Origin of the sequence: Salibacter halophilus (genome assembly GCF_008806325.1) — a bacterium.
Classification (GTDB): domain Bacteria; phylum Bacteroidota; class Bacteroidia; order Flavobacteriales_G; family Salibacteraceae; genus Salibacter; species Salibacter halophilus.
In genome coordinates this window covers 127,104-146,952 of the sequence record NZ_WACR01000004.1, presented here as the reverse complement: position 1 = coordinate 146,952, position 19,849 = coordinate 127,104, and the positions used below count along the sequence as shown (strand labels likewise).

At 39.5% G+C, this 19,849-nt stretch carries 20 protein-coding genes; 10 read left to right on the top strand and 10 right to left on the bottom strand.

Going from position 1 to position 19,849, the window contains the following annotated elements; all coding sequences use genetic code 11:
* Nucleotides 1–8: 8 nt before the first annotated feature.
* Entirely contained in the window at nucleotides 9–1,022 is a 1,014-nt protein-coding gene (locus F3059_RS05520; protein WP_151167135.1) for an aldo/keto reductase, read from the bottom strand.
* Nucleotides 1,023–1,026: 4 nt separating this feature from the next.
* On the opposite strand from F3059_RS05520, the gene F3059_RS05515 reads away from it, so the two are divergent.
* Entirely contained in the window at nucleotides 1,027–1,548 is a 522-nt protein-coding gene (locus tag F3059_RS05515; RefSeq protein WP_151167134.1) for a hypothetical protein, read from the top strand.
* Here F3059_RS05515 and F3059_RS05510 read toward each other — a convergent pair.
* From F3059_RS05510 to F3059_RS05490, 5 genes are all read right to left on the bottom strand, one after another.
* On the bottom strand, nucleotides 1,545–1,829 hold the full coding sequence (locus tag F3059_RS05510; RefSeq protein ID WP_151167133.1) for a hypothetical protein: 285 nt from the start codon (nucleotides 1,827–1,829) through the stop codon (nucleotides 1,545–1,547). The two genes, F3059_RS05515 and F3059_RS05510, sit on opposite strands and share 4 nt — an antisense overlap.
* Before the next feature lie 48 nt (nucleotides 1,830–1,877).
* Complete coding sequence (locus F3059_RS05505) at nucleotides 1,878–2,396, bottom strand: hypothetical protein (RefSeq protein WP_151167132.1); 519 nt, start codon at nucleotides 2,394–2,396, stop codon at nucleotides 1,878–1,880.
* Nucleotides 2,381–3,031 (bottom strand): hexitol phosphatase HxpB, encoded by a 651-nt coding sequence (gene hxpB / locus F3059_RS05500; RefSeq protein ID WP_151167131.1) that lies wholly within the window; start codon nucleotides 3,029–3,031, stop codon nucleotides 2,381–2,383. The genes F3059_RS05505 and hxpB overlap by 16 nt, the downstream gene beginning before the upstream one ends.
* A gap of 48 nt (nucleotides 3,032–3,079) precedes the next feature.
* The gene (locus F3059_RS05495; RefSeq protein WP_151167130.1) at nucleotides 3,080–4,675 is read right to left on the bottom strand and encodes a DUF4139 domain-containing protein; all 1,596 of its coding nucleotides are present in this window, start codon (nucleotides 4,673–4,675) and stop codon (nucleotides 3,080–3,082) included.
* Between the two features lie 271 nt (nucleotides 4,676–4,946).
* On the bottom strand, nucleotides 4,947–6,131 hold the full coding sequence (locus F3059_RS05490) for a TolC family protein (RefSeq protein ID WP_151167129.1): 1,185 nt from the start codon (nucleotides 6,129–6,131) through the stop codon (nucleotides 4,947–4,949).
* Between the two features lie 346 nt (nucleotides 6,132–6,477).
* On the opposite strand from F3059_RS05490, the gene F3059_RS05485 reads away from it, so the two are divergent.
* The 3 genes from F3059_RS05485 to F3059_RS05475 all read left to right on the top strand — a co-directional run bounded on the left by F3059_RS05485 (nucleotide 6,478) and on the right by F3059_RS05475 (nucleotide 10,487).
* Nucleotides 6,478–6,870, top strand: coding sequence for a diacylglycerol kinase family protein (locus F3059_RS05485; RefSeq protein ID WP_151167128.1), 393 nt, complete (start codon nucleotides 6,478–6,480; stop codon nucleotides 6,868–6,870).
* A gap of 145 nt (nucleotides 6,871–7,015) precedes the next feature.
* The gene (locus F3059_RS05480) at nucleotides 7,016–9,298 is read left to right on the top strand and encodes a choice-of-anchor I family protein (RefSeq protein WP_170265058.1); all 2,283 of its coding nucleotides are present in this window, start codon (nucleotides 7,016–7,018) and stop codon (nucleotides 9,296–9,298) included.
* Between the two features lie 187 nt (nucleotides 9,299–9,485).
* Nucleotides 9,486–10,487 carry a PCIF1 family methyltransferase gene (locus F3059_RS05475; protein WP_151167126.1) on the top strand — a complete coding sequence of 334 codons (1,002 nt, stop codon included), beginning with the start codon at nucleotides 9,486–9,488 and terminating at the stop codon, nucleotides 10,485–10,487.
* A 75-nt stretch (nucleotides 10,488–10,562) separates the two neighbouring features.
* Here the strand turns inward: F3059_RS05475 and acs are convergent, their stop codons facing one another.
* Nucleotides 10,563–12,458, bottom strand: a complete 1,896-nt coding sequence (gene acs / locus F3059_RS05470; RefSeq protein WP_151167125.1) for an acetate--CoA ligase — start codon at nucleotides 12,456–12,458, stop codon at nucleotides 10,563–10,565.
* A gap of 98 nt (nucleotides 12,459–12,556) precedes the next feature.
* On the opposite strand from acs, the gene F3059_RS05465 reads away from it, so the two are divergent.
* Nucleotides 12,557–13,015, top strand: coding sequence for a hypothetical protein (locus F3059_RS05465; RefSeq protein ID WP_151167124.1), 459 nt, complete (start codon nucleotides 12,557–12,559; stop codon nucleotides 13,013–13,015).
* Between the two features lie 52 nt (nucleotides 13,016–13,067).
* Here the strand turns inward: F3059_RS05465 and F3059_RS05460 are convergent, their stop codons facing one another.
* The gene (locus F3059_RS05460; RefSeq protein ID WP_151167123.1) at nucleotides 13,068–13,652 is read right to left on the bottom strand and encodes a hypothetical protein; all 585 of its coding nucleotides are present in this window, start codon (nucleotides 13,650–13,652) and stop codon (nucleotides 13,068–13,070) included.
* Between the two features lie 100 nt (nucleotides 13,653–13,752).
* Here F3059_RS05460 and F3059_RS05455 point away from each other — a divergent pair, with 100 nt between their 5' ends.
* Entirely contained in the window at nucleotides 13,753–14,460 is a 708-nt protein-coding gene (locus tag F3059_RS05455) for a hypothetical protein (RefSeq protein WP_151167122.1), read from the top strand.
* Between the two features lie 33 nt (nucleotides 14,461–14,493).
* Here the strand turns inward: F3059_RS05455 and F3059_RS05450 are convergent, their stop codons facing one another.
* Complete coding sequence (locus F3059_RS05450) at nucleotides 14,494–15,114, bottom strand: hypothetical protein (protein ID WP_151167121.1); 621 nt, start codon at nucleotides 15,112–15,114, stop codon at nucleotides 14,494–14,496.
* A 178-nt stretch (nucleotides 15,115–15,292) separates the two neighbouring features.
* On the opposite strand from F3059_RS05450, the gene F3059_RS05445 reads away from it, so the two are divergent.
* The 3 genes from F3059_RS05445 to F3059_RS05435 are packed head-to-tail and all read left to right on the top strand — an operon-like array spanning nucleotide 15,293 to nucleotide 17,811.
* Nucleotides 15,293–15,745, top strand: a complete 453-nt coding sequence (locus tag F3059_RS05445) for a hypothetical protein (protein WP_151167120.1) — start codon at nucleotides 15,293–15,295, stop codon at nucleotides 15,743–15,745.
* Between the two features lie 4 nt (nucleotides 15,746–15,749).
* Complete coding sequence (locus F3059_RS05440) at nucleotides 15,750–16,079, top strand: PadR family transcriptional regulator (RefSeq protein ID WP_151167119.1); 330 nt, start codon at nucleotides 15,750–15,752, stop codon at nucleotides 16,077–16,079.
* Between the two features lie 7 nt (nucleotides 16,080–16,086).
* Nucleotides 16,087–17,811, top strand: a complete 1,725-nt coding sequence (locus F3059_RS05435; RefSeq protein WP_170265056.1) for a PspC domain-containing protein — start codon at nucleotides 16,087–16,089, stop codon at nucleotides 17,809–17,811.
* A gap of 1 nt (nucleotide 17,812) precedes the next feature.
* On the opposite strand, the gene mscL is transcribed toward F3059_RS05435, so the two are convergent.
* Nucleotides 17,813–18,232 (bottom strand): large-conductance mechanosensitive channel protein MscL, encoded by a 420-nt coding sequence (gene mscL, locus F3059_RS05430; RefSeq protein ID WP_223274548.1) that lies wholly within the window; start codon nucleotides 18,230–18,232, stop codon nucleotides 17,813–17,815.
* Nucleotides 18,233–18,345: 113 nt separating this feature from the next.
* Here mscL and F3059_RS05425 point away from each other — a divergent pair, with 113 nt between their 5' ends.
* Nucleotides 18,346–19,746, top strand: coding sequence for a hypothetical protein (locus F3059_RS05425; RefSeq protein WP_151167117.1), 1,401 nt, complete (start codon nucleotides 18,346–18,348; stop codon nucleotides 19,744–19,746).
* Nucleotides 19,747–19,849: the final 103 nt, after the last annotated feature.

The following is a 19,849-nucleotide window of genomic DNA, read 5'->3' as shown; positions in this document are numbered from 1 at the left end:
ACTCCAACTCACCATTCAATTTGCGAATCTGTTCCTCCGTAAAGATGACTTCTGGTTGCATCCTTCTTTAAAAATTCATGCGGGAAACCGAGGTCAATTTTACTAGAGTCATGCAACTTGTCCATTTGATCATTTGAGAGATTTATTTTGAGACAACCCAAATTATCTTCAATCTGCTCAACTTTTCGCGCACCCACAATCGGGATGATAGATTTGTTTTGTTGTCTCAACCATTGCAATGCAACCTGAGACGGACTCGCTCCAATTTCATCAGCTACAGATTTGACAGTTTTAGCTATTTCCAAATTGTGATCTGTCATTTTCGCGCTCTTTTCCGATAAGCGCCCGTCCATTGAATTGAGATATTTACCAGTTAGCATTCCTGCACCAAGTGGCGACCAGGTAGTAACAGATAACCCAAAATCATCAGCCATTGGGAGTAGATCTCTTTCCGGTGTTCGTTCAACAAGGCTGTACTCAGTTTGCAATCCAGAAAACTCAACCCATCCGTGCTGCCGGGCAATCATATTAGCTTTTGCTACTATCCATGCCGGAGTATCAGAGATAGCGATATAAAGTACTTTCCCCTGTTCAACGAGGTTGTTCAGACCGCGCATCACTTCTTCTACACTCGTAGTAAAATCCCACATGTGTAGCCATAGAATGTCGATGTAATCGGTTTGTAATCTTTTCAGACTTTCATTTACGGATCTGACCATGTTTTTGCGGTGATTTCCCGTAAAGTTTGGATCTCCCTCCCTATCGTGAAGCGAATATTTAGTCGCTAAAACAAAGTGATCGCGATCGTTTTTGATGAAATCTCCCAGGAAACGTTCGCTCGTTCCATTTGTGTAAAAATTGGCGGTGTCGAGAAAATTACCACCAGCCTCAGCGTAAATGTCAAAAATCTTTTTGCTCGTATCTCTATCAGCGCCAGTTCCCCACTCCGTTCCAAAGGTCATGGTTCCAAGGCACAATTCAGACACGCGCAATCCTGTATTTCCAAATAATTTGTAGTTCATATCTTTGAATAAATTAATATTTGAAGTCATGAGCCCTAATTATACGCATTTAATCGTAAATCACATTCCGGTTTTCAGCATCATTTTTGGATTCATAATCCTTTTACTCAGTCTTTTCACCTCAAAGAAAAACCTCGCACTTGTTGGATATGGCCTACTATTTTTAGCAGGTATTACAAGCATTCCGGCTTACTTATCAGGCGAAGATGCTGAGCATTTTGTTGAAGAACTTTCAAAAATATCCTTCTATCACCTTGAAGAACATGAAGAGTTGGGTGAAACGAGTTATATCTTAAATATCATCGTTGGGATATTAGGAATGATCGGTTTCATCATTAACCGTTTGAAACCACAATTCAATAATACTGCAAAAATTATCACCCTTATTTTCACAGCAATCAGCATTTATTTTACGGTCAGAACCGCGCAAGAGGGTGGCAAAATCCGCAGACCGGAATTGTGGAACGAAACAATCGAGAATCACAGTTCAGAGGAAGCCGTGGAATCTCAAATGGAAGATGATTAAGCTTTTTCCTTTACAGATTCCGCTTCATTAACATCTTCAAAATAACGCTTTGCTGAAATTACGGTGTCAAACAACCTGATGTATCCGCCACTATCGGGAAAATAAATTCCGTAGTTATCATTAGCGTAATTCCCGAATAAACTTGTTCCCGGAACATTATTTCTAAAGAGTATTGCCTCTTCAGGTTGAGAAATCATATCGAGCTGTGTAATTCGACCACATTGCTTCATATCAGCAAAATCGAATGGTGTGATAAATGGAATATTGTTCAGTTCTTTCATATTGATGAAACAGCAAAACGAGCATTTGGTTCTGACCAAAAGTGTTAATTATTTCTTCACTTTACTACCCGCAAAATGCTTTGCCGTTTTACGAGCTTCCTCAGGATTACGCGTTCCTATCACAGTCTTTCGGCCATCTTGCTTGAATAATTCCAGGCAATATTTTCCCTCTACGGCAAAAGACCAAACGCCTTTTCGAGATCGTAATCCATAGCCGCCAAATTCATCAAAAGGCTCAAAATGCCTAATCCTTATTTGTTTTAAATCTGACCAGGAATAACTTCGCCAACGGATATGAAACGGAAAAAAACGAAACTTGATCCCGCTGTTATCAATCCTGGTCTCCAGTTTTGCTATTTGAATGGCTACGGTAAGAACCAATGAAATAATTGCTCCCCACATCAACCCTTCATTTGAAGCTCCTTCTTCACTTCCAAAAGGTTTTCCAAAATAAACCTGCTGAATATATCCGTAAGCAAAAAGGATGAATCCGCCCACAAAAACGAATTTCAGGATGGGCTTGTCAAATGGTTGTTTCTCCTTAAAAATCTCTACTTGCTTAGCCATTTCGATAGATTAAAACTGCTCAACGATTCAATTGTTTCATCAGCGATTGAAAACTGTGGTTTTTCGAAGTCTTCCTCATCCGGAACTGCAACAACACTCATCTGTGCCGACTTCCCTGCTATTACTCCATTCAGGCTATCTTCAAAAACCAACGACTCAGATGGCGCTACATTCAATTTTTTAGCGGTCTTCAAAAATACATCAGGATGTGGTTTGCCAAACTCACACTCACTTGCTGAGACAATTGCATCTAATTTATCGGCAATTTGAAAGCGCTCTGTTACGGCTTTGATCAGAACCGGATAAGATGAAGACGCGACTGCGAGCTTGAGGTTCTGACCATGAGCTTCATCAAAAAGCTCCATAAAACCCGGCATTGGTTTTGCTTCGTTCAGCAATCTTTGGCGCATTTCCTCAACGATCGACTCTTCAACTTTTTGTGCGTCAAACGGAAGTCCTGTTTTCGCTTTCCAGTACTGCACCACTTCATCAATACGGAGCCCCATTGTTTGCTTGCACTCGGCTGGAGTTAGCGAAAGACCGTGTTCGTTGAAAACCGCTATTTCAGCCTCTCGCCAAATGGGTTCAGAATCAACCATGAGGCCGTCCATATCAAAAATAAGCGCCTTTGTCATAGCGTGCAAAAGAACGAAAAAAATGGGCCCTGAGGCCCATTCATAATTTTACAGATTGATGTTTTTGTCTTTAGGATATTTCACCTCAAAATCAAAGGTGAATGTTCGCTCTTCACCGGGTTTCAGTTTCATATTCCAGGTGAGGAAACCGTGTTCAGTGTCGAGTGAAGCCCCACTGCTGTTGACGAGTTTCACTTCAATATCGTTTTGAGCTGAGATTGGAATTTGATCCATCATCTTGAGATCAACCGCTGTGCTTTTTGTGTTGCGAACCGTAATCTCAAAGCTGAAATTGCGGACCTTCTTATTGCCAAAGAATGTTTGTCCCGATTCTTTCGTTATTTTCTCACGATCGATCACAATGCTTTTGTCTCTGCCCATCGTGATCGTGAGAGAATCATCAACCGATCGCGGATCGAGATAAGTATTCCCAACATAAGTGTTATCGAGGAAAACATTTGCTTCACCGGGAAGCAAATTGTACTGCTCCCAGTTTGCAACATTGACAACGAGAAATGCATCCTGATCGAGTTTTGGAACAGCAAAATGAGAATAATCGGCATTCATTTCAAACGAGCGGATTTCAGTTTTACGTCTCTTACCATCTCCGCTAACACTGAATGGAATATTCAATTCCACTTCCATCGACAACATATTTTCAATAACCGAAGAGAACTGAGCAGGAGTTTTCGATTTTGACTCTCCCGTAGAAACTGCTTCAGACTGAATCATGACCTGATCTAGTTGCGGTGCATTCATCGATTTTGAACGAGATCCTCTGTGCTCAACAGGCTGATAAAAATCCAAAACCCACGGATGTAGCTTTGGTCGCGTTCCGTTGATAGAAGGCGTAGCCGTTGATACAGTGAGGTTAATATTTTCCCAATCTACTCCTGTGTTTTGATAAACACTTGCATAAAGTGAAGCTTCAATCTGTTGGTCAGATCCGGAACCGCGAATATCGTAAACGGGAGTCCAACCGGCAGATTGCGTCATGTACATTATTTCAAGCTGTGCCCTGGTTGCATTCTCAGCAAAAACCTCAACAACGATTTCACCAATCGGTTGGTTGAGCTTGCTCCTGTATTCGTTGAGCTGGTTCTGAACGTTGCGTTTTTCTTCTTCTAGTTGTGTGATTGTGTTATTCGTTTTGCGTTGATTATCTGCAATGTCATTCAATCGCGAGCGAAAAAACTCAGCCATTTCTTTCAACTCCTGAGCCGATAATGACTGATCATTCCCCTTCATATTTTTATTCGTTTGAATCAACGAGCGCTCTTCATTCAGCACCGATACGTAATCGCGATTCTTTTTAATCTCATTTTCATAGAAATCGAGTGAATCTTCCAAAACCTTCACATAATCCGGTGTAGGCATGTTACGGAGATAGTTGATGCGTTTAGTCACATTCAAAATCGTAAAGTTCCCCTGCCCTTTCACTCGAATCGACTGATCATCGATGTTGCGGCTCACACCACTCATGACGATCGTTTGATTGCCTTTTTCAAGATTTAGGCTAGCTGTGCGAGTAAGCTCGGCTCCACGTGCAAAAACATGCGCTTTTACAATTTTTGAGTCGATCGATTTTTCATTTGCAAGACTGAACAGCGGTAGCAGGAAAAAGAGAATTGTTAATCGTTTCATGTTCGTGTGTTTTTCATCAGATAATCAAACGCCATACCAATGTTAATTATTTCAACCTTCCTGTATGATATAAATGAAGTTGAAATAAAACTTGAAGAAACGTAAGTAACCTGTTTAAGACTCTTTTAAGACAGCGAAAAAACGAAATAAAAAAGCTTGAATTCCATCACTATTTCTTGTCCTGTTTTGCTTTCATTGAACAATGATAGCATGAGTTTTTTCAAACACTATTGAATCTCAAAGAGGCTACGATACTTGTAATTTGAAAGGTTTATAGTTTGTATTTAAATAGCTCAGCCCTAAGCTGCTGAAGCTCCTTCTCAATTTCCAGCATTCTATCTTCAGCTTGATGATAAAAAGCTACTTCACTAAAATATTCAGAGAAAGAAATTTCACCCAGCTCATAGGATTTTTGAATCAGCAATTTACCATTCAATTCATCCATAGCTAGTTGGTATTCCCTGTATTTTTTGAGTAGCAATTGATAACGCTGTACCCTTGAACTAAACTTGCTTTTAAGAGAAGTAATGACATCCGTTTTATGTTGTTCCTGATAATCGATTTGTGCCTTAGCAACCTTTACCTTGCTATGACCACTCCATAGCGGAATACTGATACCTCCATAGAAACCTGAGTAATTATTTCCGGCTACACCCTGATAATTATACCCGGCCGTAATATTTGGCAAGAGCTGGTTTCGCTCAACTTTCAACCGTTGCTGAGCCACCTGAGTTTCCTGTTCTAATAATTCAATCTGCGCATCTTGATTTAAATATTCATTCCAAATACTATCCTCTGAGGGAATTTCGATTCCATAGGGATAAACCGATAGCTCAGGATTGATCTCATTTCCTCCGTTTAATGCCTTAATATCCTGTACAATATTCATTTGCTGTGTTTCCAACTCCTCCAGAGCAAACTGCTGATCGAGCCATACAATCCTCGCTTTGTTTTTATCGAGAATATCAACCTGCTCTTTCTCAAAAAGATCTCCTACTTCGCCATACATCTCTTTTGACTGGTCAACCCTTTGTTCAACCAACCTGTACTTCTTTTGTAAGAAAATAAATTCTAGAATAAGCTTTTCGGCATCGAGTAAAATATCCTGTTTCAACTTTTGATATTCTTGCTCCAGGCCTTCCTTTTTCTTATCAATCCAGTTACCTCGTGCGGCATAAACTGTAGGGAATTCAAATTGCTGAGAGATTTGAAACTCGCTGTAGTCTTCGCTATTATGCACTCCAAATGGAAGATAAAAAGCACTGGCCTGCGGATCAGGTAATTTATTCTGTGCTTTTAATTTCCAACTTTCACCTTCAATATAGCTACGAAAAGCGGCTAGCTCATTATTGTTAGATTCTATAGTCTGCAAGATTTCTTCAATAGAAGATTGCTGAGCTTGCAGATTGTAAATACCAACGACCAGCGCCAACAAGACAACAAATGTTTTGTACATATTATGGATTTATTTAGTTCAAAATAACACAGATAATTCTTCTTACTAAAAAAGATCGACAGTATATCAACTAGAGAAAGAAGCGCCTGTAAACTTTCAAAGTTAATCTGAAATTGACTGGATAAAAACCGCTGACTCTATGCTTCTCATTTCTTATAAAAGCCAGCTTATCAAATTGCATTATTTTTAGTTATCTGGCAATAGCCTCTAACTTTTGATATCAGTTCATCATTAGCAGCAACTCGATAAACAAAATTGTACTGATGCCAATTCAAGCTAAAGCAACTGTGAGTCTGAGTCAATGTGGTAAATTGACTTCATATCTTTGAAAAAAATAAAGTGAGCTATGTCAAAAAACACAAAGCCTTTTTCGGTCAGAGCCAGAATCAGAAGCTTTTCGTTTGCCATCCAGGGCATCAAAACACTTTTTCGTGAAGAAGACAATGCAAAGGTGCACGTTCTAACAGCGGTCATTGTCATCATTGGCGGACTCTACTTTGACATCAGCTCAGTTGAATGGATGTTGATTACAATCGCAATTGGTTTTGTGCTGGTAACTGAAATCGTAAACACAGCTTTGGAAAATATTTGTGACTACCTGACTGAAGAAACGGATCCGCTCATCAAACGGATAAAAGATTTGAGTGCGGGAGCTGTTTTAATCTCGGCTCTGACCGCAATAATAATTGGCTTCATAATTTTCATTCCAAAGATTTCCAGTCTTTTAGAATATATTTAAACTTCTTTTAACTCTCCCGAAACATGTAAACATTGAGCTAAACTTGAGTAAACATTACCGCATGGTTTTTAAAGATCGATTAATAATGATCTAAAATTATTTTGACGACATGACATCAATTTTGGGGCAACCAAAAAACAATGTCATGAAAAAAATTTACTTAACAATTGCTTCTCTCATAGCCATGTTTTCAATGGGCTATGGACAATCTTTGGATGTAGAATACTTATCTACATACCGCACTAATGTATTTGATGAGGGAGCTGCTGAGATTGTGGTTCACGACTCAGTTAATCAACGCCTTCTTTTCACAAATGCTGATGATAACTCTGTTGAGTTGATCGACTTTTCAGATCCGGCAAATCTCACTAGCTTTTCTACGATTGATATGTCGCAATACGGTGGTGGTGTCAATAGTGTAGCAACTTTTGACGGTTACTTTGTAGTTGCAGTTGAAGCTGACAACAAGCAGGAAAATGGATCAGTTGTTTTCTTTGACGGATCGGGTAATTTCATCGCTCAAATTGAAGCCGGTGCTCTTCCTGACATGGTAACTTTCACTCCTGACGGATCAAAAGTTATCGCTGCCAATGAAGGTGAACCTGATGACGATTACACAGCAGACCCTGATGGTTCAATTACTATCATCGATATTTCAGGCGGAATCAACAGCGTTTCTCAGTCTAACGCTACTACAGTTTCAATGCGTTCATTCACAGGAACTCTCGACAGCGATGTACGCATCTTTGGCCCTGACACAAGTAATCTTTTCTTCGATGATTTTGAAACCGACTCACTCGATAACGTTACTGTTTACGATGTTTACAGCGATGTATCGTATATCTGGGACAATTATAACGGTGACAACTTTGTTGAAATAAACGGCTTTAGTGGAGATACTTTTAGCCTTGACTGGTTAATTCTTCCTAAAATGAATTTATCAGCATACAACGATGCTTTCTTCTCTTTTGAAAACACACGCAGTTTTTCAGGTGGTTCTTTAGACCTGATGATTTCAACTGATTATGACGGTAGCGGAAACCCTGAGTCTTTTACCTGGGATACAATTACGAGCCAAGCTGTTTGGTCACCGGGAAATTATACTGATACAACCAGTGGTGACATCTCGCTTTCAAATTATCTCGAAGATGACGTTTATATCGGATTTCGTTACACTGCAGAGCCGGGACCTGGAAATGCTACTTTATGGCAACTCGACAACTTCCATGTTAAAGCACCACTTGACTTTGCTAATAACCTGGAGCCTGAATATGTTACAGTATCAGACAACAGCGAAACTGCTTTTGTCATTCTACAGGAAAACAATGCATTAGCAATTGTGGATCTGACCAATAATACAATTGACAATATCATTCCTCTAGGGTTTAAAGATCACTCTCAGTCAGGTAACGGACTAGATGCAAGTGATGATGATGGAATGATCAATATCACTACTCGCCCGGTTATGGGTATGTACCAACCTGATGCAATCAAATACATCAATGTTAACGGAACGGGATACATCATTTCAGCGAACGAAGGTGATGCCAGAGATTACGATGCTTATTCTGAAGAAGAACGTATCAAAGACATAACACTTGATCCGTCAGCTTTTCCAAATGCTACGACTCTCCAGGAAGATACTGCATTAGGTAGATTGAACATCACTTTATCAATGGGTGATACTGACAACGATGGTGATTATGATGAGCTCTACTCTTACGGTGGTCGTTCTTTCTCTGTATGGAATGCTTCAACCGGAGCACTTGAATTCGACAGCGGTGATGAGTTTGAGCAAACAATTGCCAGCGAAGATCCCGATAACTTCAACAGCAACAACGATGAAAACGATTCGTTTGAGTCGCGTTCTGACAATAAAGGTCCTGAGCCTGAAGCAGCTGAAGTAGCTTATATTCAAGGAACTCCTTATGCCATGATCGGTCTCGAGCGCCAGGGTGGTGTGATGATCTACGATATGTCAAACCCAACTTCTCCATCTTTAGTGAAGTATTTCAACAACCGTGACTTCAGCGTAATGGATGTTGAAAATGGTGGAGTGACAAACGACAGTGTTGGCGATCTAGGTATTGAAGATATCGAGTACATCGATGCTTCAAAATCTCCTGATGGCAAATTCTACATCGTTACATCAAATGAGATATCAGGAACAGTTTCAGTTTTTGAAATCACCGGGTTATCTACCGGATCTGAAGAGTTGAAAGAAAACAGCAAATGGTCAGTATATCCGAACCCATCACGTGACCTGATCAGAAGTAACCGCGTTGAGAATTACGAGATTTTTGACCTAAGCGGAAGACTTGTGAAAGTTTACTCAAACACAAACGTTTTGAATATATCAGATTTGAATAAAGGGACTTACATCCTCAAAAACGAAGCTGATCAATTCAAAAAGATCGTGAAGCTTTAATCTAACATAAACCTTTAGACAGTTTATTGGAAAAGCGACTCAATTGCGGGTCGCTTTTCTTTTTGGCAATTCTCAAGTTTTATTTAAAACGCCTCTATTTTGGGGTAAAAATTCATAAAAAAGAGCTAAATTTTACTTCGCATAGAAACAATCGCTTTATATTCGAGCCAATTTTTAAATCCAATTCATGATTACTTCAAACTCTGTTGAAAAGAACATTGAACTATTAAAAGAATACTATTCCTGGAAAAGAAGCATCAAGCTACTTGACCGCATTGAGAAAGAAGTTTTTGATGGTAAAATAGGACGTGCTCAGGTAAAAGCCGGCCTCGAAAATGCCATCATGTACCTTCTACTTCATGCCGATTACGATGGAAAAGACTTATTTGAACTACTCACTAAGCCAACGCTTATCTACGGCTTTGAATGTATTGACATCAAAGGCGTAACGGACGAACACGGTGACAAAATGATGTCCATCGTCAACGAAGAAGGCGAAATCAAGAAATTCGATACAGAAACACAAAAAGCTCCTGAAATCTCAATTACTGCTGAGCAGTTTACAATGGGTGATTTCAAGCTCGAGCGCAACCAATATGTCGATAAAGCCTACAACTTTGTAGCGAAGAAAGAAGGCGAAGAAGCTGCTGCAGCTCACTTGTTGAGATGTGCACTGCGTTACGCTTCAATCTATTCTGAAACAAGACATATTGGCCCACCACAAACAGTTTACGATGCATTTTACAAATGGGGCGTTCGCAATGAAGGATTTGCCTCTCCGTTCAATGCACGTGTACTGGGAAAAGAAGACGCTCAATTCTACAGTCTCTTCAAAGACACCGATGCTGTTTTTGGAAGTGGAGGAAGCTTTTTCCATCTTTCAGAACCACACAACCCGGGACACTGGAGCCTCGATCCTCCATTCCTAACGGAAACGATGGATCGCGTTGACAAGCGCATTGGCGAATGGCGCGAAAAATATCCTGAAGTCGCAATATTGCTCATCATTCCGGCAAGTCACACTCCTGCAAACAAACCGGATGAAACGGTTACGTTGAAAGCAGGAACACACCACTATGAAGGTCTTGCAGGAACAATGAACCCACTTCCGGTAGATGTTTGCATCCACCGTTACGGAAACCTTGAAGGCTTTTCAGCTGAAACAATTATCGAAGGCTATACGCCTTAATTCAATATTGGTCAGAACCAAAAAATCCCGCTGGAGTTTCCAGCGGGATTTTTTATTTGAAGACTTTTCTACTTTCTACAAAGCACCTTCAACAATCTCTTCCACAACATCTGGATCGAGAAGTGTTGATGTATCTCCCAATTTATCCGGTTCGCCTTCTGCTATTTTGCGCAGAATTCTGCGCATGATTTTTCCTGAACGCGTCTTTGGCAATGCAGATACAAACTGAATTTTTTCAGGTTTCGCAATCTTACCGATTTCTTCAACTACTGTTTCTACGATCTCACCACGAGCAGATTCTTTGTCTTCAGGAATATTATCACACACTACGTAAGCATAAATTCCCTGTCCTTTCACTTCGTGAGGATATCCTACAACCGCAGACTCCACTACTTTATCGTTTGAGTTGATCGCTTCTTCAATTTCTGCCGTTCCAAAACGGTGTCCTGATACATTGATCACATCATCTACTCTACCGATGATTCTGTACATTCCGTTTTCATCGCGTTTTGCTCCGTCTCCGGTGAAGTAATGATCTTTGAATGTAGAAAAGTAAGTGAGCTTGCAACGTTCGTGATCTCCGTATGTGGTTCTGAGGATTGAAGGCCAGGGATATTTCATACACAGCAATCCTTCTTTTCCATTCTCAGTAATTTCATTCCCGTCCTGATCGAGCAATACCGGCTGAATACCGGGCAACGGATAACCAGCGTGAGCCGGTTTTTGCGGAGTGTGTTCTCCAAGTCCTGAAATCATGATTCCGCCTGTTTCTGTTTGCCACCATGTATCTACGATAGGGCACTTTTCTTTTCCAACGTGAATATAATACCAGCGCCATGCCTCTTCATTAATCGGCTCGCCAACTGTACCCAGGACTTTCAATGAATCCAGGCTGTATGAAATCACATGATCTTCACCATGTGCCATCAAGGCTCTGATCGCTGTAGGAGCCGTATAGAATTGATTTACTCCGTGCTTATCGCAAATTTGCCAGAAGCGGCCAGGATCAGGATATGTTGGAACACCTTCAAACATCATGGTTGTGGCTCCTGATAAAAGCGGACCATAAATAATGTAAGAGTGTCCTGTAATCCAGCCTACATCAGCTGTACACCAGTAAATATCACTCTCTTCATACTGGAAAACATTTTGGAAAGAATACGCGGCATACACCATGTAGCCGCCAATTGTGTGAACAACTCCTTTTGGTTTGCCCGTTGAGCCCGATGTGTACAGAATGAAGAGAATATCTTCAGAATCCATCTGCTCCGGTTCACAGTCAGATCCCATTCCCTCGATAGCATCGTGCCACCAGATGTCCCGACCTTCCTTCATCTCGGGGCTCCAGCCAACACGATCGTAAACGATAACTGTTTCGATAGAGTCGCAATTTTGGACAGCTTCATTCACGACACGCTTGAGTGGAATTTGTTTGTGGCCACGGTTCTGACCATCAGCTGTAATCACCATTTTAGCTTTTGCATCGTTGATTCGGTCGGCTAACGCATGAGCAGAAAAACCGGCAAAAACTACCGAGTGAATGGCTCCAATTCGCACACAAGCTAAAACTGCAACAGTGAGTTCCGGAATCATGGGCATGTAAATAGCTACCACATCACCCTTTTGAATCCCCTGATTTTTGAGTGCATTGGCAAACTGATTTACTTTTTCGTATAGCTCGCGGTATGTCCAACGAACAAAGCGCTCACGCGGATCATTGGGCTCCCAGATAAGAGCTAATTTATTTCCGCGTTTCTCAAGATTTGCATCGAGTATATTCTCTGTAATATTCAGTTTTCCATTGATGAACCACTTGACATCAGGATCGGTAAAGTTCCAGTCGAGCACCTCATCATAAGGCTTTTGCCATGTGAATTTTTGTGCTATTTCATCCCAAAAGCCTTTGGGGTCCTTTACACTTTGCTCGTATTTTTCTTTGTATTCATCAAAAGACTTAATTCGTAAATCCATATAAATTAATTGTCTGTTTTTTTAAAATTCCCCATAAAATTAAAAAAGTATCTCTTTTCTATTAGATTTGATTTGTTACGAATTTGAAAAGACGAATTATGAAAATCCACTTGAATTTACTTTTTATACCTGCGTTATTGATAATTGGAGCTGCCTGTAATAAAGATGATGACAATTCAAATGACAATCGACCCTCAGCACCTAAGTCCAGCTATACTTTTCCAGATTCTACTGAATATGGTCCCAATCTACTGGCTCTCGATGATGGCGACACATTTAGGAGGCACAAGTACGGACTGCATGTGTTGCTCGAAAACATGGAAATGACTGTAGTGGTAAACTCCAATAATACTGATGACAAGACTGGTTTCTTTTGGAGCACAAATAATGCATATGGGTGGCGACATATAAAATCCGGCAACTGGGAAAACACATTTGAATCGCAAGAAAACGACTGCAATGCAGAGTGTATGCTCAATGGCTATGGTGACGGAAGTATTGACATAACAGTATCAACCGGGGATACAACTTTTACTAAAAATCACCCATTTGAATAATAAAAAAACCCCGGATCAAATGAACCGGGGCTGGGTTTAGTTGAAAGGTTGGCTACCAACCTGAAACTTCGAGGTGACCGGCAGATAAGTCTAGCGTTCTGCTATTATCTCCTTCATCTATCAGCGTCATCGCTGGTAAGTCAGTTGTCAGATCCCCATTTGATATCACAACATCTAAAACATCACCGCGCGGACTCAAATAGTTTTTTCCCTCTTCAGGATGTCCGGTATTGATGAAAAACGAAAAGTAGAGGTTAGCCGAGTCTTCCCCTGCTTTGATAAATCGGTTTGTAGTCAATGGTGCCTGAATAGAGCTTGATGGTTTTTCAGCCATGGTCAGAACCATACCAATTGTCGACTCCGTTTGCCCATCATTATTGGTTTGATCAAGTTGATCGACTGAGCTAAAATTAAACTGGTAACGAAAAGCGTTTTGAGCAGGGTTTTGCCGATTCATCGTAGCAAAGAATGAATCCCCTTCTATGACAATGTATGATGCAGGCCGCTCTACAGTGTTATTATTGTTAGAATTATTATTGTTATTTGATGTTGGTGTGGGATCGTCATCATCATCTTTATTACAACTGAATACTGCTACAGTAGATAAGGCCAGCATGAGTGCAATCAGCTTTTTCATAATTCTCAGGATTTAACTTTCAGCAAAGAAATCCCAACGAGCTATTCAAAAACTACGGTATTTAGCGTATTTTTATTTTCCAACTAGCCTTTTTCATATTATGAGTTTAACACGAGAACAATATGTACAAATCTGTAGAAGATGTACAAATAGAGATTTTAATAAATCAGAAGGAATAATTTGTGGATTAACTGATTCGCCCCCCAACTTTAAGAATGAATGTCCATCATTTAAACTTGATGAAGATGAAAATGAGTATTTATTAAAACAAGGTCTTGAACAGAAACTATCCAGTGGTGAAGACCGGTTATCTATCACACCAATTTATAAGACAAATCAGCAACCACAGATAATGCCAACATCAATTGAAGAAGAAATAGAAGTACAACCTAATACTTTCAAAAAGATAATAATATGGGCGTTTGCCGGAGATCTTTTTATTATAAGTCTCTTGCTCTTCAATAGTTATCGAAATAATTGGACCAATATTTCTCAATCAGTTATTATCAGTTTGATTTTGATAGTATTCTCAATATTTTTCATTATTCAAGTAAAAAAGAAAACCCGTAATAGATTGATGATATTGAGTAAAAAGGGAGTAAACTTAAATAGTACTTTTTTCCCTTGGAGTCATTCATATGTGTTTCTAGCATCAAGAGATTATACACGAGAACAACATAAGAATTATTCAACTTTAATCTTTGTTTCTCATTCTGGTAAAAGATTAATTGAGATTCGAAATAATGATTTCAAGTTGAATATTCAGAAACTGATGACTCTAATTGAGTTTTATCGTAGAAAAGAATGAGTCAATTTTCACGAAATAGTATTAAATATTTGTTTAAGGCAATCGAATTTCAAAAGTAACCATACCAAAACTTTCGTATTTAGATGAATTTCGTTTACCTGAATCTCTCCATAAAAACTCGCCTTTAAAGTTTTCAGCTTTGGAATCCCTTGTAATTGATTCGTGTATAAATCGTGTTTCAACAGCTAATGATATATACTTAGTTATGATTACTTCCAACCCTAATGAGTACATTCCACCTACCCCAAAATAATTACTTTCTACAACATAACCACTATTATTATTGTAAATTGATGGCTCAACATAGTACTTATCTTTATTGTGATACGTATATACCTGAGCTGCAAGATATGGTCTAATTCTATCTAGTAAAAGTATCCCCTTTTCAATTCCAAGTTTGATTCTATTAGACCTTTCATCCTCTAAGTAACCATAGTGTTCTACTCCCGCTCGAACAGTCAAATACCTGGTTCTATATTTCACTCCAATACCATTAAAATAAGTGGGATGAAATTCAGTGTAAGACTCTGATCTATCCTGCATCAACAATGTAGTGACTTTCCACCGCATTTCTTTTACGGCAGAATCAATTTGAGCAACAGATGAGACAGAACTAATGAAGAGAGCTAAAAAGACGATAATTCGGTAATGCATAATGTTGAGGGTTTATTTTACTCTAAACTAAGTCATTATTATTCGTTAAGCAAATCAAAACACACCAACACACTGGTTTAAAACAAATTAAACAAATAGTACTTTCATTATTTTAGTACTATGTTTTGCATAGTACTATTTTAGTTATAAGTTTGCTGCGAAATAAAACTGAAACACGATGAAAGCACTTCTCTTATCAATTGCAACTTTAGTCAGCAGCTTTGCGGCTGTTGCACAGGTTAGCGCTAACGATATCGTCAAAATACTGGGCGAGTACGGAACTAAACTCTCTTTCAGCTACGAGAGTGATGAACTCAATGAAATTGACGTTGAAACAGACATCCGCGATGAAATGGAACGCATTGAGGGCGACATTAAATCTGTGGATCTGACCATAATTGGTGATGGAGAGTTTGAAGGAAAATTCAACCCGGAAGAAAAGATCAGGTTAATTGCGAAAAAGTTTGATCTAAAGCGTGAACAAAAAGATCGAGATGATGACGACCCTTACATTCTAACTGACAGGAAAAGAAAAAATATTACACAAATCGCCATAATCGGATTGGATGATGACGGAAGTGGAATTGTGATGATCATCAATGGTGATCTCACAGTTGAAAAAGGAGAATAAGCCCATGAAAATTGAAAACACAAAAGCTCAAATGCGGAAAGGAGTGCTCGAGTTGTGTATCCTATCTCTATTGAAACACAACGAGCTCTACCCTTCTGAGATCATTGATGAGCTTAAAAAATCAAAACTGATCGTGGTGGAAGGAACTCTTTACCCGCTGCTCACGCGCCTCAAAAATGCTGGCGTATTGAGTTATCGCTGGGAAGAATCAAAAAGTGGTCCGCCACGCAAATATTACAAACTCACTGCACTGGGTGAGAAATTTTTATCAGAACTACAAAATACCTGGAAAGAGTTAGATGCAGCCGTTTCAAGTGCATCTTCAAAAAAATAAAACAACTATGAAAAAAACACTCTCAATCAATTTAGGCGGCATCGTTTTTAGCATAGATGAGGATGCCTACCAAACACTGAATCGCTACCTCAACAAGATAAAAGGCTATTTCAGCGCTTCTGAAGGAAGAGATGAAATCATGACTGATATTGAATCGCGCATTGCCGAAATGTTGCAGGATAAACTGGGCAAAACGCGTGAAGTCGTAACGAATAAAGACATCGATGAAGTTATTGCTACTATGGGTCAGCCAGAGGATTTCATTGATCCCGAGGAACAAACACAGGAGGAATTTCACGGTCAGAGCCAAACGCGCAAAACCAAAAAACGACTTTTCCGCGACCCCGATAGTAGAGTTATTGGGGGAGTTTGTGCCGGTATCAGTCACTACTTTGGAATCAGTCCAATTTGGTTAAGACTGGCTCTCGGATTAGCCTTTATCATTTACGGTTTTGGCTTGTTGCTTTACATTTTATTGTGGATTATTATCCCAAAAGCGCGTACTTCTGCTGAAAAATTAGAGATGAAGGGGGAACCCGTAAATTTTAATACAATCGGGAAAGAGGTTGAAGAAGGTTTTCAAAACGTAAATGAAAAATTCAACTCTTTTCGCGATAGTGCATCAGAAAAGGATTTTGGAGGAAAAGTTGGGCAATTTTTCGAAAACCTCGGCCAGTTTTTAATCCGTATCCTCAAGTTGTTTTTTAGCGCCCTGGGAAAAGTACTGGGCGTACTACTACTCATAGCAGGCTCTGTTAGTCTGTTTGCCTTTATCATGGGAATCTTTGGCGCAAACTATGGTCCAATTATGTTTGGCGAAGCTGAAGAGTTCTCTTCTATAGCGGGTAGTGAATTGCGTTCTCTACTGTTCAGTAATGGATTTGACTACTTTTCAGCCATAACAGGGACAATTTTGGTAGCAGGAATTCCACTACTGGTATTGACCATGGTCGGTTGGATTTTGCTCACCAGGAGATCGATCAAAAAAGAGGTTGCATGGGGATCTCTGGGAGCTTTTATTCTGGGTATGATCCTTACTATTTATGCTGGTCTTTCAACTGGTGGTGATTTTAAAAGTCATGCCGAAATCACTGAGGAAATAACGATTGATAAGACAGCTGGCGATACGTTGATTTTGGCTCTGACCGAAAACAAACTAAAGTCAAAAATAAACCTGAATACGGGTTCATTTCGTTCAAACTATCCTTTTAACCTGGATGATCACCACGTGTATTTAGGTGATATTGACTTACATGTTCACCGCTCTAGTGACTCGGCATTTAAAGTGGAATTTATCAAGGCCTCAAACGGAGGCTCGATAGAAGAAGCTCAAAAAAGAGCCGGTGAAATCAATTACGAATATTACCAAAACGGTAGCGGATTGTTTTTCAGCGAAATGCTTACGTTCCCAAGAGATGATCAGTGGCGAAAACAACAAATTGATATTGAGCTATTTGTTCCGTTGGGAAAGACAATTTATTTTGAAAACGGACTTAGAAATATGCTCGATGATATTCCTAACGTTACGAATACGTACGATGGAAAAATGATTGGTCACTATTGGACAATGACTGATAAAGGGCTTTGGAGCAAGGATTTTGAAAAAGAAGAAGTTGAGTCTTCCCCAGATCTACAGGATACTGACTCAGCAGACTCAGAATCTGACAATGAAGAAGAGGTGAATATGAAGTTCACCTCTCTTAATTTCCCCAACCTATTCAGTTTAATTTGATTTATTTTTCTTTCAATAAATCTCTTATCTCTGAAAGTAACTCCACATTTTTTGGAGTTGCTTCAGAGGTATCTTTTTCATTTTCTGCTTTCTTGCGAACCCTGTTGAATACTTTAATCACCACAAACATCGCAAACGCTATTACGATAAAATCAATGGTTAGCTGTAAAAAAGCACCGTACCTCAGCACAACCTCTTCCTGTATCATTTTTCCTGAAGCATCGAGCTCTTGAGGTTGCAAAACAAAAGCCAAATTTTCAAACTTCACCTTCCCCAACAAAACACCAATGGGCGGCATGATGATATCCTGAACCAGTGATGAAACAACTTTGCTAAAAGCGGTTCCGATTATAATACCAACCGCCATGTCAAACATGTTGCCTTTGATGGCAAACTCTTTAAACTCTTTGTATATTTTCATCGTTCAATCAATTTAAACCAAAAATAAACAGCTCTTGTAACAACAATCACTGTGAATTGATAATATTGGGATCATTTTTGCAGCCGATCAAAAACTAAAACACTCAGCATATCGTGTCATTAAAGGAAATATACTCACAAAAATTACTATTTTTTTACGTTTTCTTCCTTCTAATTACCCCGTTAGAAACACACGCTAATTCACAATCAGACTCTACCGATATCGAAAACCTGAGTGAATTCTTCTCAAAAGGTAAATTTAATGGTCAGATCCGAAATTACTTCATGGCAACCGTTCACCACTCCACCCTTCCAAACTACTGGACAAATGCCACTGGCGGTTCTCTAAAATTTCAAACAGCAAAATTCCATGGTTTTAGTCTGGGTGTAACAGGAAACATCGCATTCAAAACATTCTCATCAGAATTGTATAACGATTCAAGCCCACAATTAAGTGCTAAATGGGAAAGTGAACTTTACGATTTAAATGAAACGAATTTTGATAAAACACACACTCGCTTTGATGAGTTATACCTCAGCTATGAACAGGAAAACATTCGTGTTACAATTGGAAGTCAAAATATTGATCAGGAACCGCTTCTCCAGCAATTAGATGGTCGAATGATGCCTTTCGTTTATCAGGGAATATGGAGCGAATATCAACATGCAAAAGGCAAATCTTTTTTGGGAGTAATCAACGGAATAGGATCCCGCGGAATGACAAACTGGTATTCTTTGAATGATGGAATCGGAATTATTGGTAGAGGATTACAACCTGATGGAACAATATCGAATTACCGCAAGAAAAGTGATACAAGAGCATTGGTTGTTGCAGGCCATCAACATAAAATTGGGAAAAAATGGAGCGTAAACTTATGGACTAACTGGCTTGACCGAATATACGGTATACACTGGCTTGAAGGACACTACGAAAATGAAAATATATTGGCAGGTGTACAGTACGTATTTCAGCATGCACTCCCTAAACAAGAGCAGCTCGATTATAACCATCGCTACTACCAACCCGGTGAAAACGCAAATATCATTGCAGCAAAACTCGGCACAAAACTTTCAAACTGGTTACTCACAGGGAATTACCTGCATACCTTTGAAGGAGGTCGCTTTCTCTATCCGAGAGAATTGGGAAGAGACAATTTCTTCACTTCAGAACCGAGAAGCTGGCAGGACGGGTTTGGTAATTCTGATGTGATGAAGCTAAAAGCGAACTACCGTATCAACAACTCCAAATACGGTGATATAAATGCCGGCTTTGCTTACAACAGAATTTTTTCAGTATCCCAAAAAGATCTTGAGAATAACAAGTACGCAATTCCGCCTTACAGCCAATTGACATCTGATATCCAATATTCTTTCAACGGGATGCTCAAAGGGCTTGATCTCAGGTTTATTTACATCTATCGGATCTCTGATGAGAATATCACAATTCCTGAAAAGAACATGTTTTACCGCACTTACTTCAGCCACTACAATTTAATTGTAAATGTCAACTTCTAGCTCCGTGATCACCACAAATCAGAGTCTCGGAATTGTAGAAACAAATACACAACACGAAGGTAAATATGACGCATTTGCAGCATTCAGACTATATGGCGCAAAA

Coding starts and splice junctions, on each gene's coding strand:
- F3059_RS05460 (WP_151167123.1), bottom strand. CDS start 13,652: ATGAAAAAGCTGATTGCACTCATGCTGGCCTTATCTACTGTAGCAGTA.
- F3059_RS05450 (WP_151167121.1), bottom strand. CDS start 15,114: ATGCATTACCGAATTATCGTCTTTTTAGCTCTCTTCATTAGTTCTGTC.
- F3059_RS05445 (WP_151167120.1), top strand. CDS start 15,293: ATGAAAGCACTTCTCTTATCAATTGCAACTTTAGTCAGCAGCTTTGCG.
- F3059_RS05475 (WP_151167126.1), top strand. CDS start 9,486: ATGATTACTTCAAACTCTGTTGAAAAGAACATTGAACTATTAAAAGAA.
- F3059_RS05455 (WP_151167122.1), top strand. CDS start 13,753: ATGAGTTTAACACGAGAACAATATGTACAAATCTGTAGAAGATGTACA.
- acs (WP_151167125.1), bottom strand. CDS start 12,458: ATGGATTTACGAATTAAGTCTTTTGATGAATACAAAGAAAAATACGAG.
- F3059_RS05440 (WP_151167119.1), top strand. CDS start 15,750: ATGAAAATTGAAAACACAAAAGCTCAAATGCGGAAAGGAGTGCTCGAG.
- F3059_RS05465 (WP_151167124.1), top strand. CDS start 12,557: ATGAAAATCCACTTGAATTTACTTTTTATACCTGCGTTATTGATAATT.
- F3059_RS05495 (WP_151167130.1), bottom strand. CDS start 4,675: ATGAAACGATTAACAATTCTCTTTTTCCTGCTACCGCTGTTCAGTCTT.
- F3059_RS05485 (WP_151167128.1), top strand. CDS start 6,478: ATGTCAAAAAACACAAAGCCTTTTTCGGTCAGAGCCAGAATCAGAAGC.
- F3059_RS05505 (WP_151167132.1), bottom strand. CDS start 2,396: ATGGCTAAGCAAGTAGAGATTTTTAAGGAGAAACAACCATTTGACAAG.
- F3059_RS05490 (WP_151167129.1), bottom strand. CDS start 6,131: ATGTACAAAACATTTGTTGTCTTGTTGGCGCTGGTCGTTGGTATTTAC.
- F3059_RS05480 (WP_170265058.1), top strand. CDS start 7,016: ATGAAAAAAATTTACTTAACAATTGCTTCTCTCATAGCCATGTTTTCA.
- F3059_RS05520 (WP_151167135.1), bottom strand. CDS start 1,022: ATGAACTACAAATTATTTGGAAATACAGGATTGCGCGTGTCTGAATTG.
- mscL (WP_223274548.1), bottom strand. CDS start 18,232: ATGAAAATATACAAAGAGTTTAAAGAGTTTGCCATCAAAGGCAACATG.
- F3059_RS05510 (WP_151167133.1), bottom strand. CDS start 1,829: ATGAAAGAACTGAACAATATTCCATTTATCACACCATTCGATTTTGCT.
- hxpB (WP_151167131.1), bottom strand. CDS start 3,031: ATGACAAAGGCGCTTATTTTTGATATGGACGGCCTCATGGTTGATTCT.
- F3059_RS05435 (WP_170265056.1), top strand. CDS start 16,087: ATGAAAAAAACACTCTCAATCAATTTAGGCGGCATCGTTTTTAGCATA.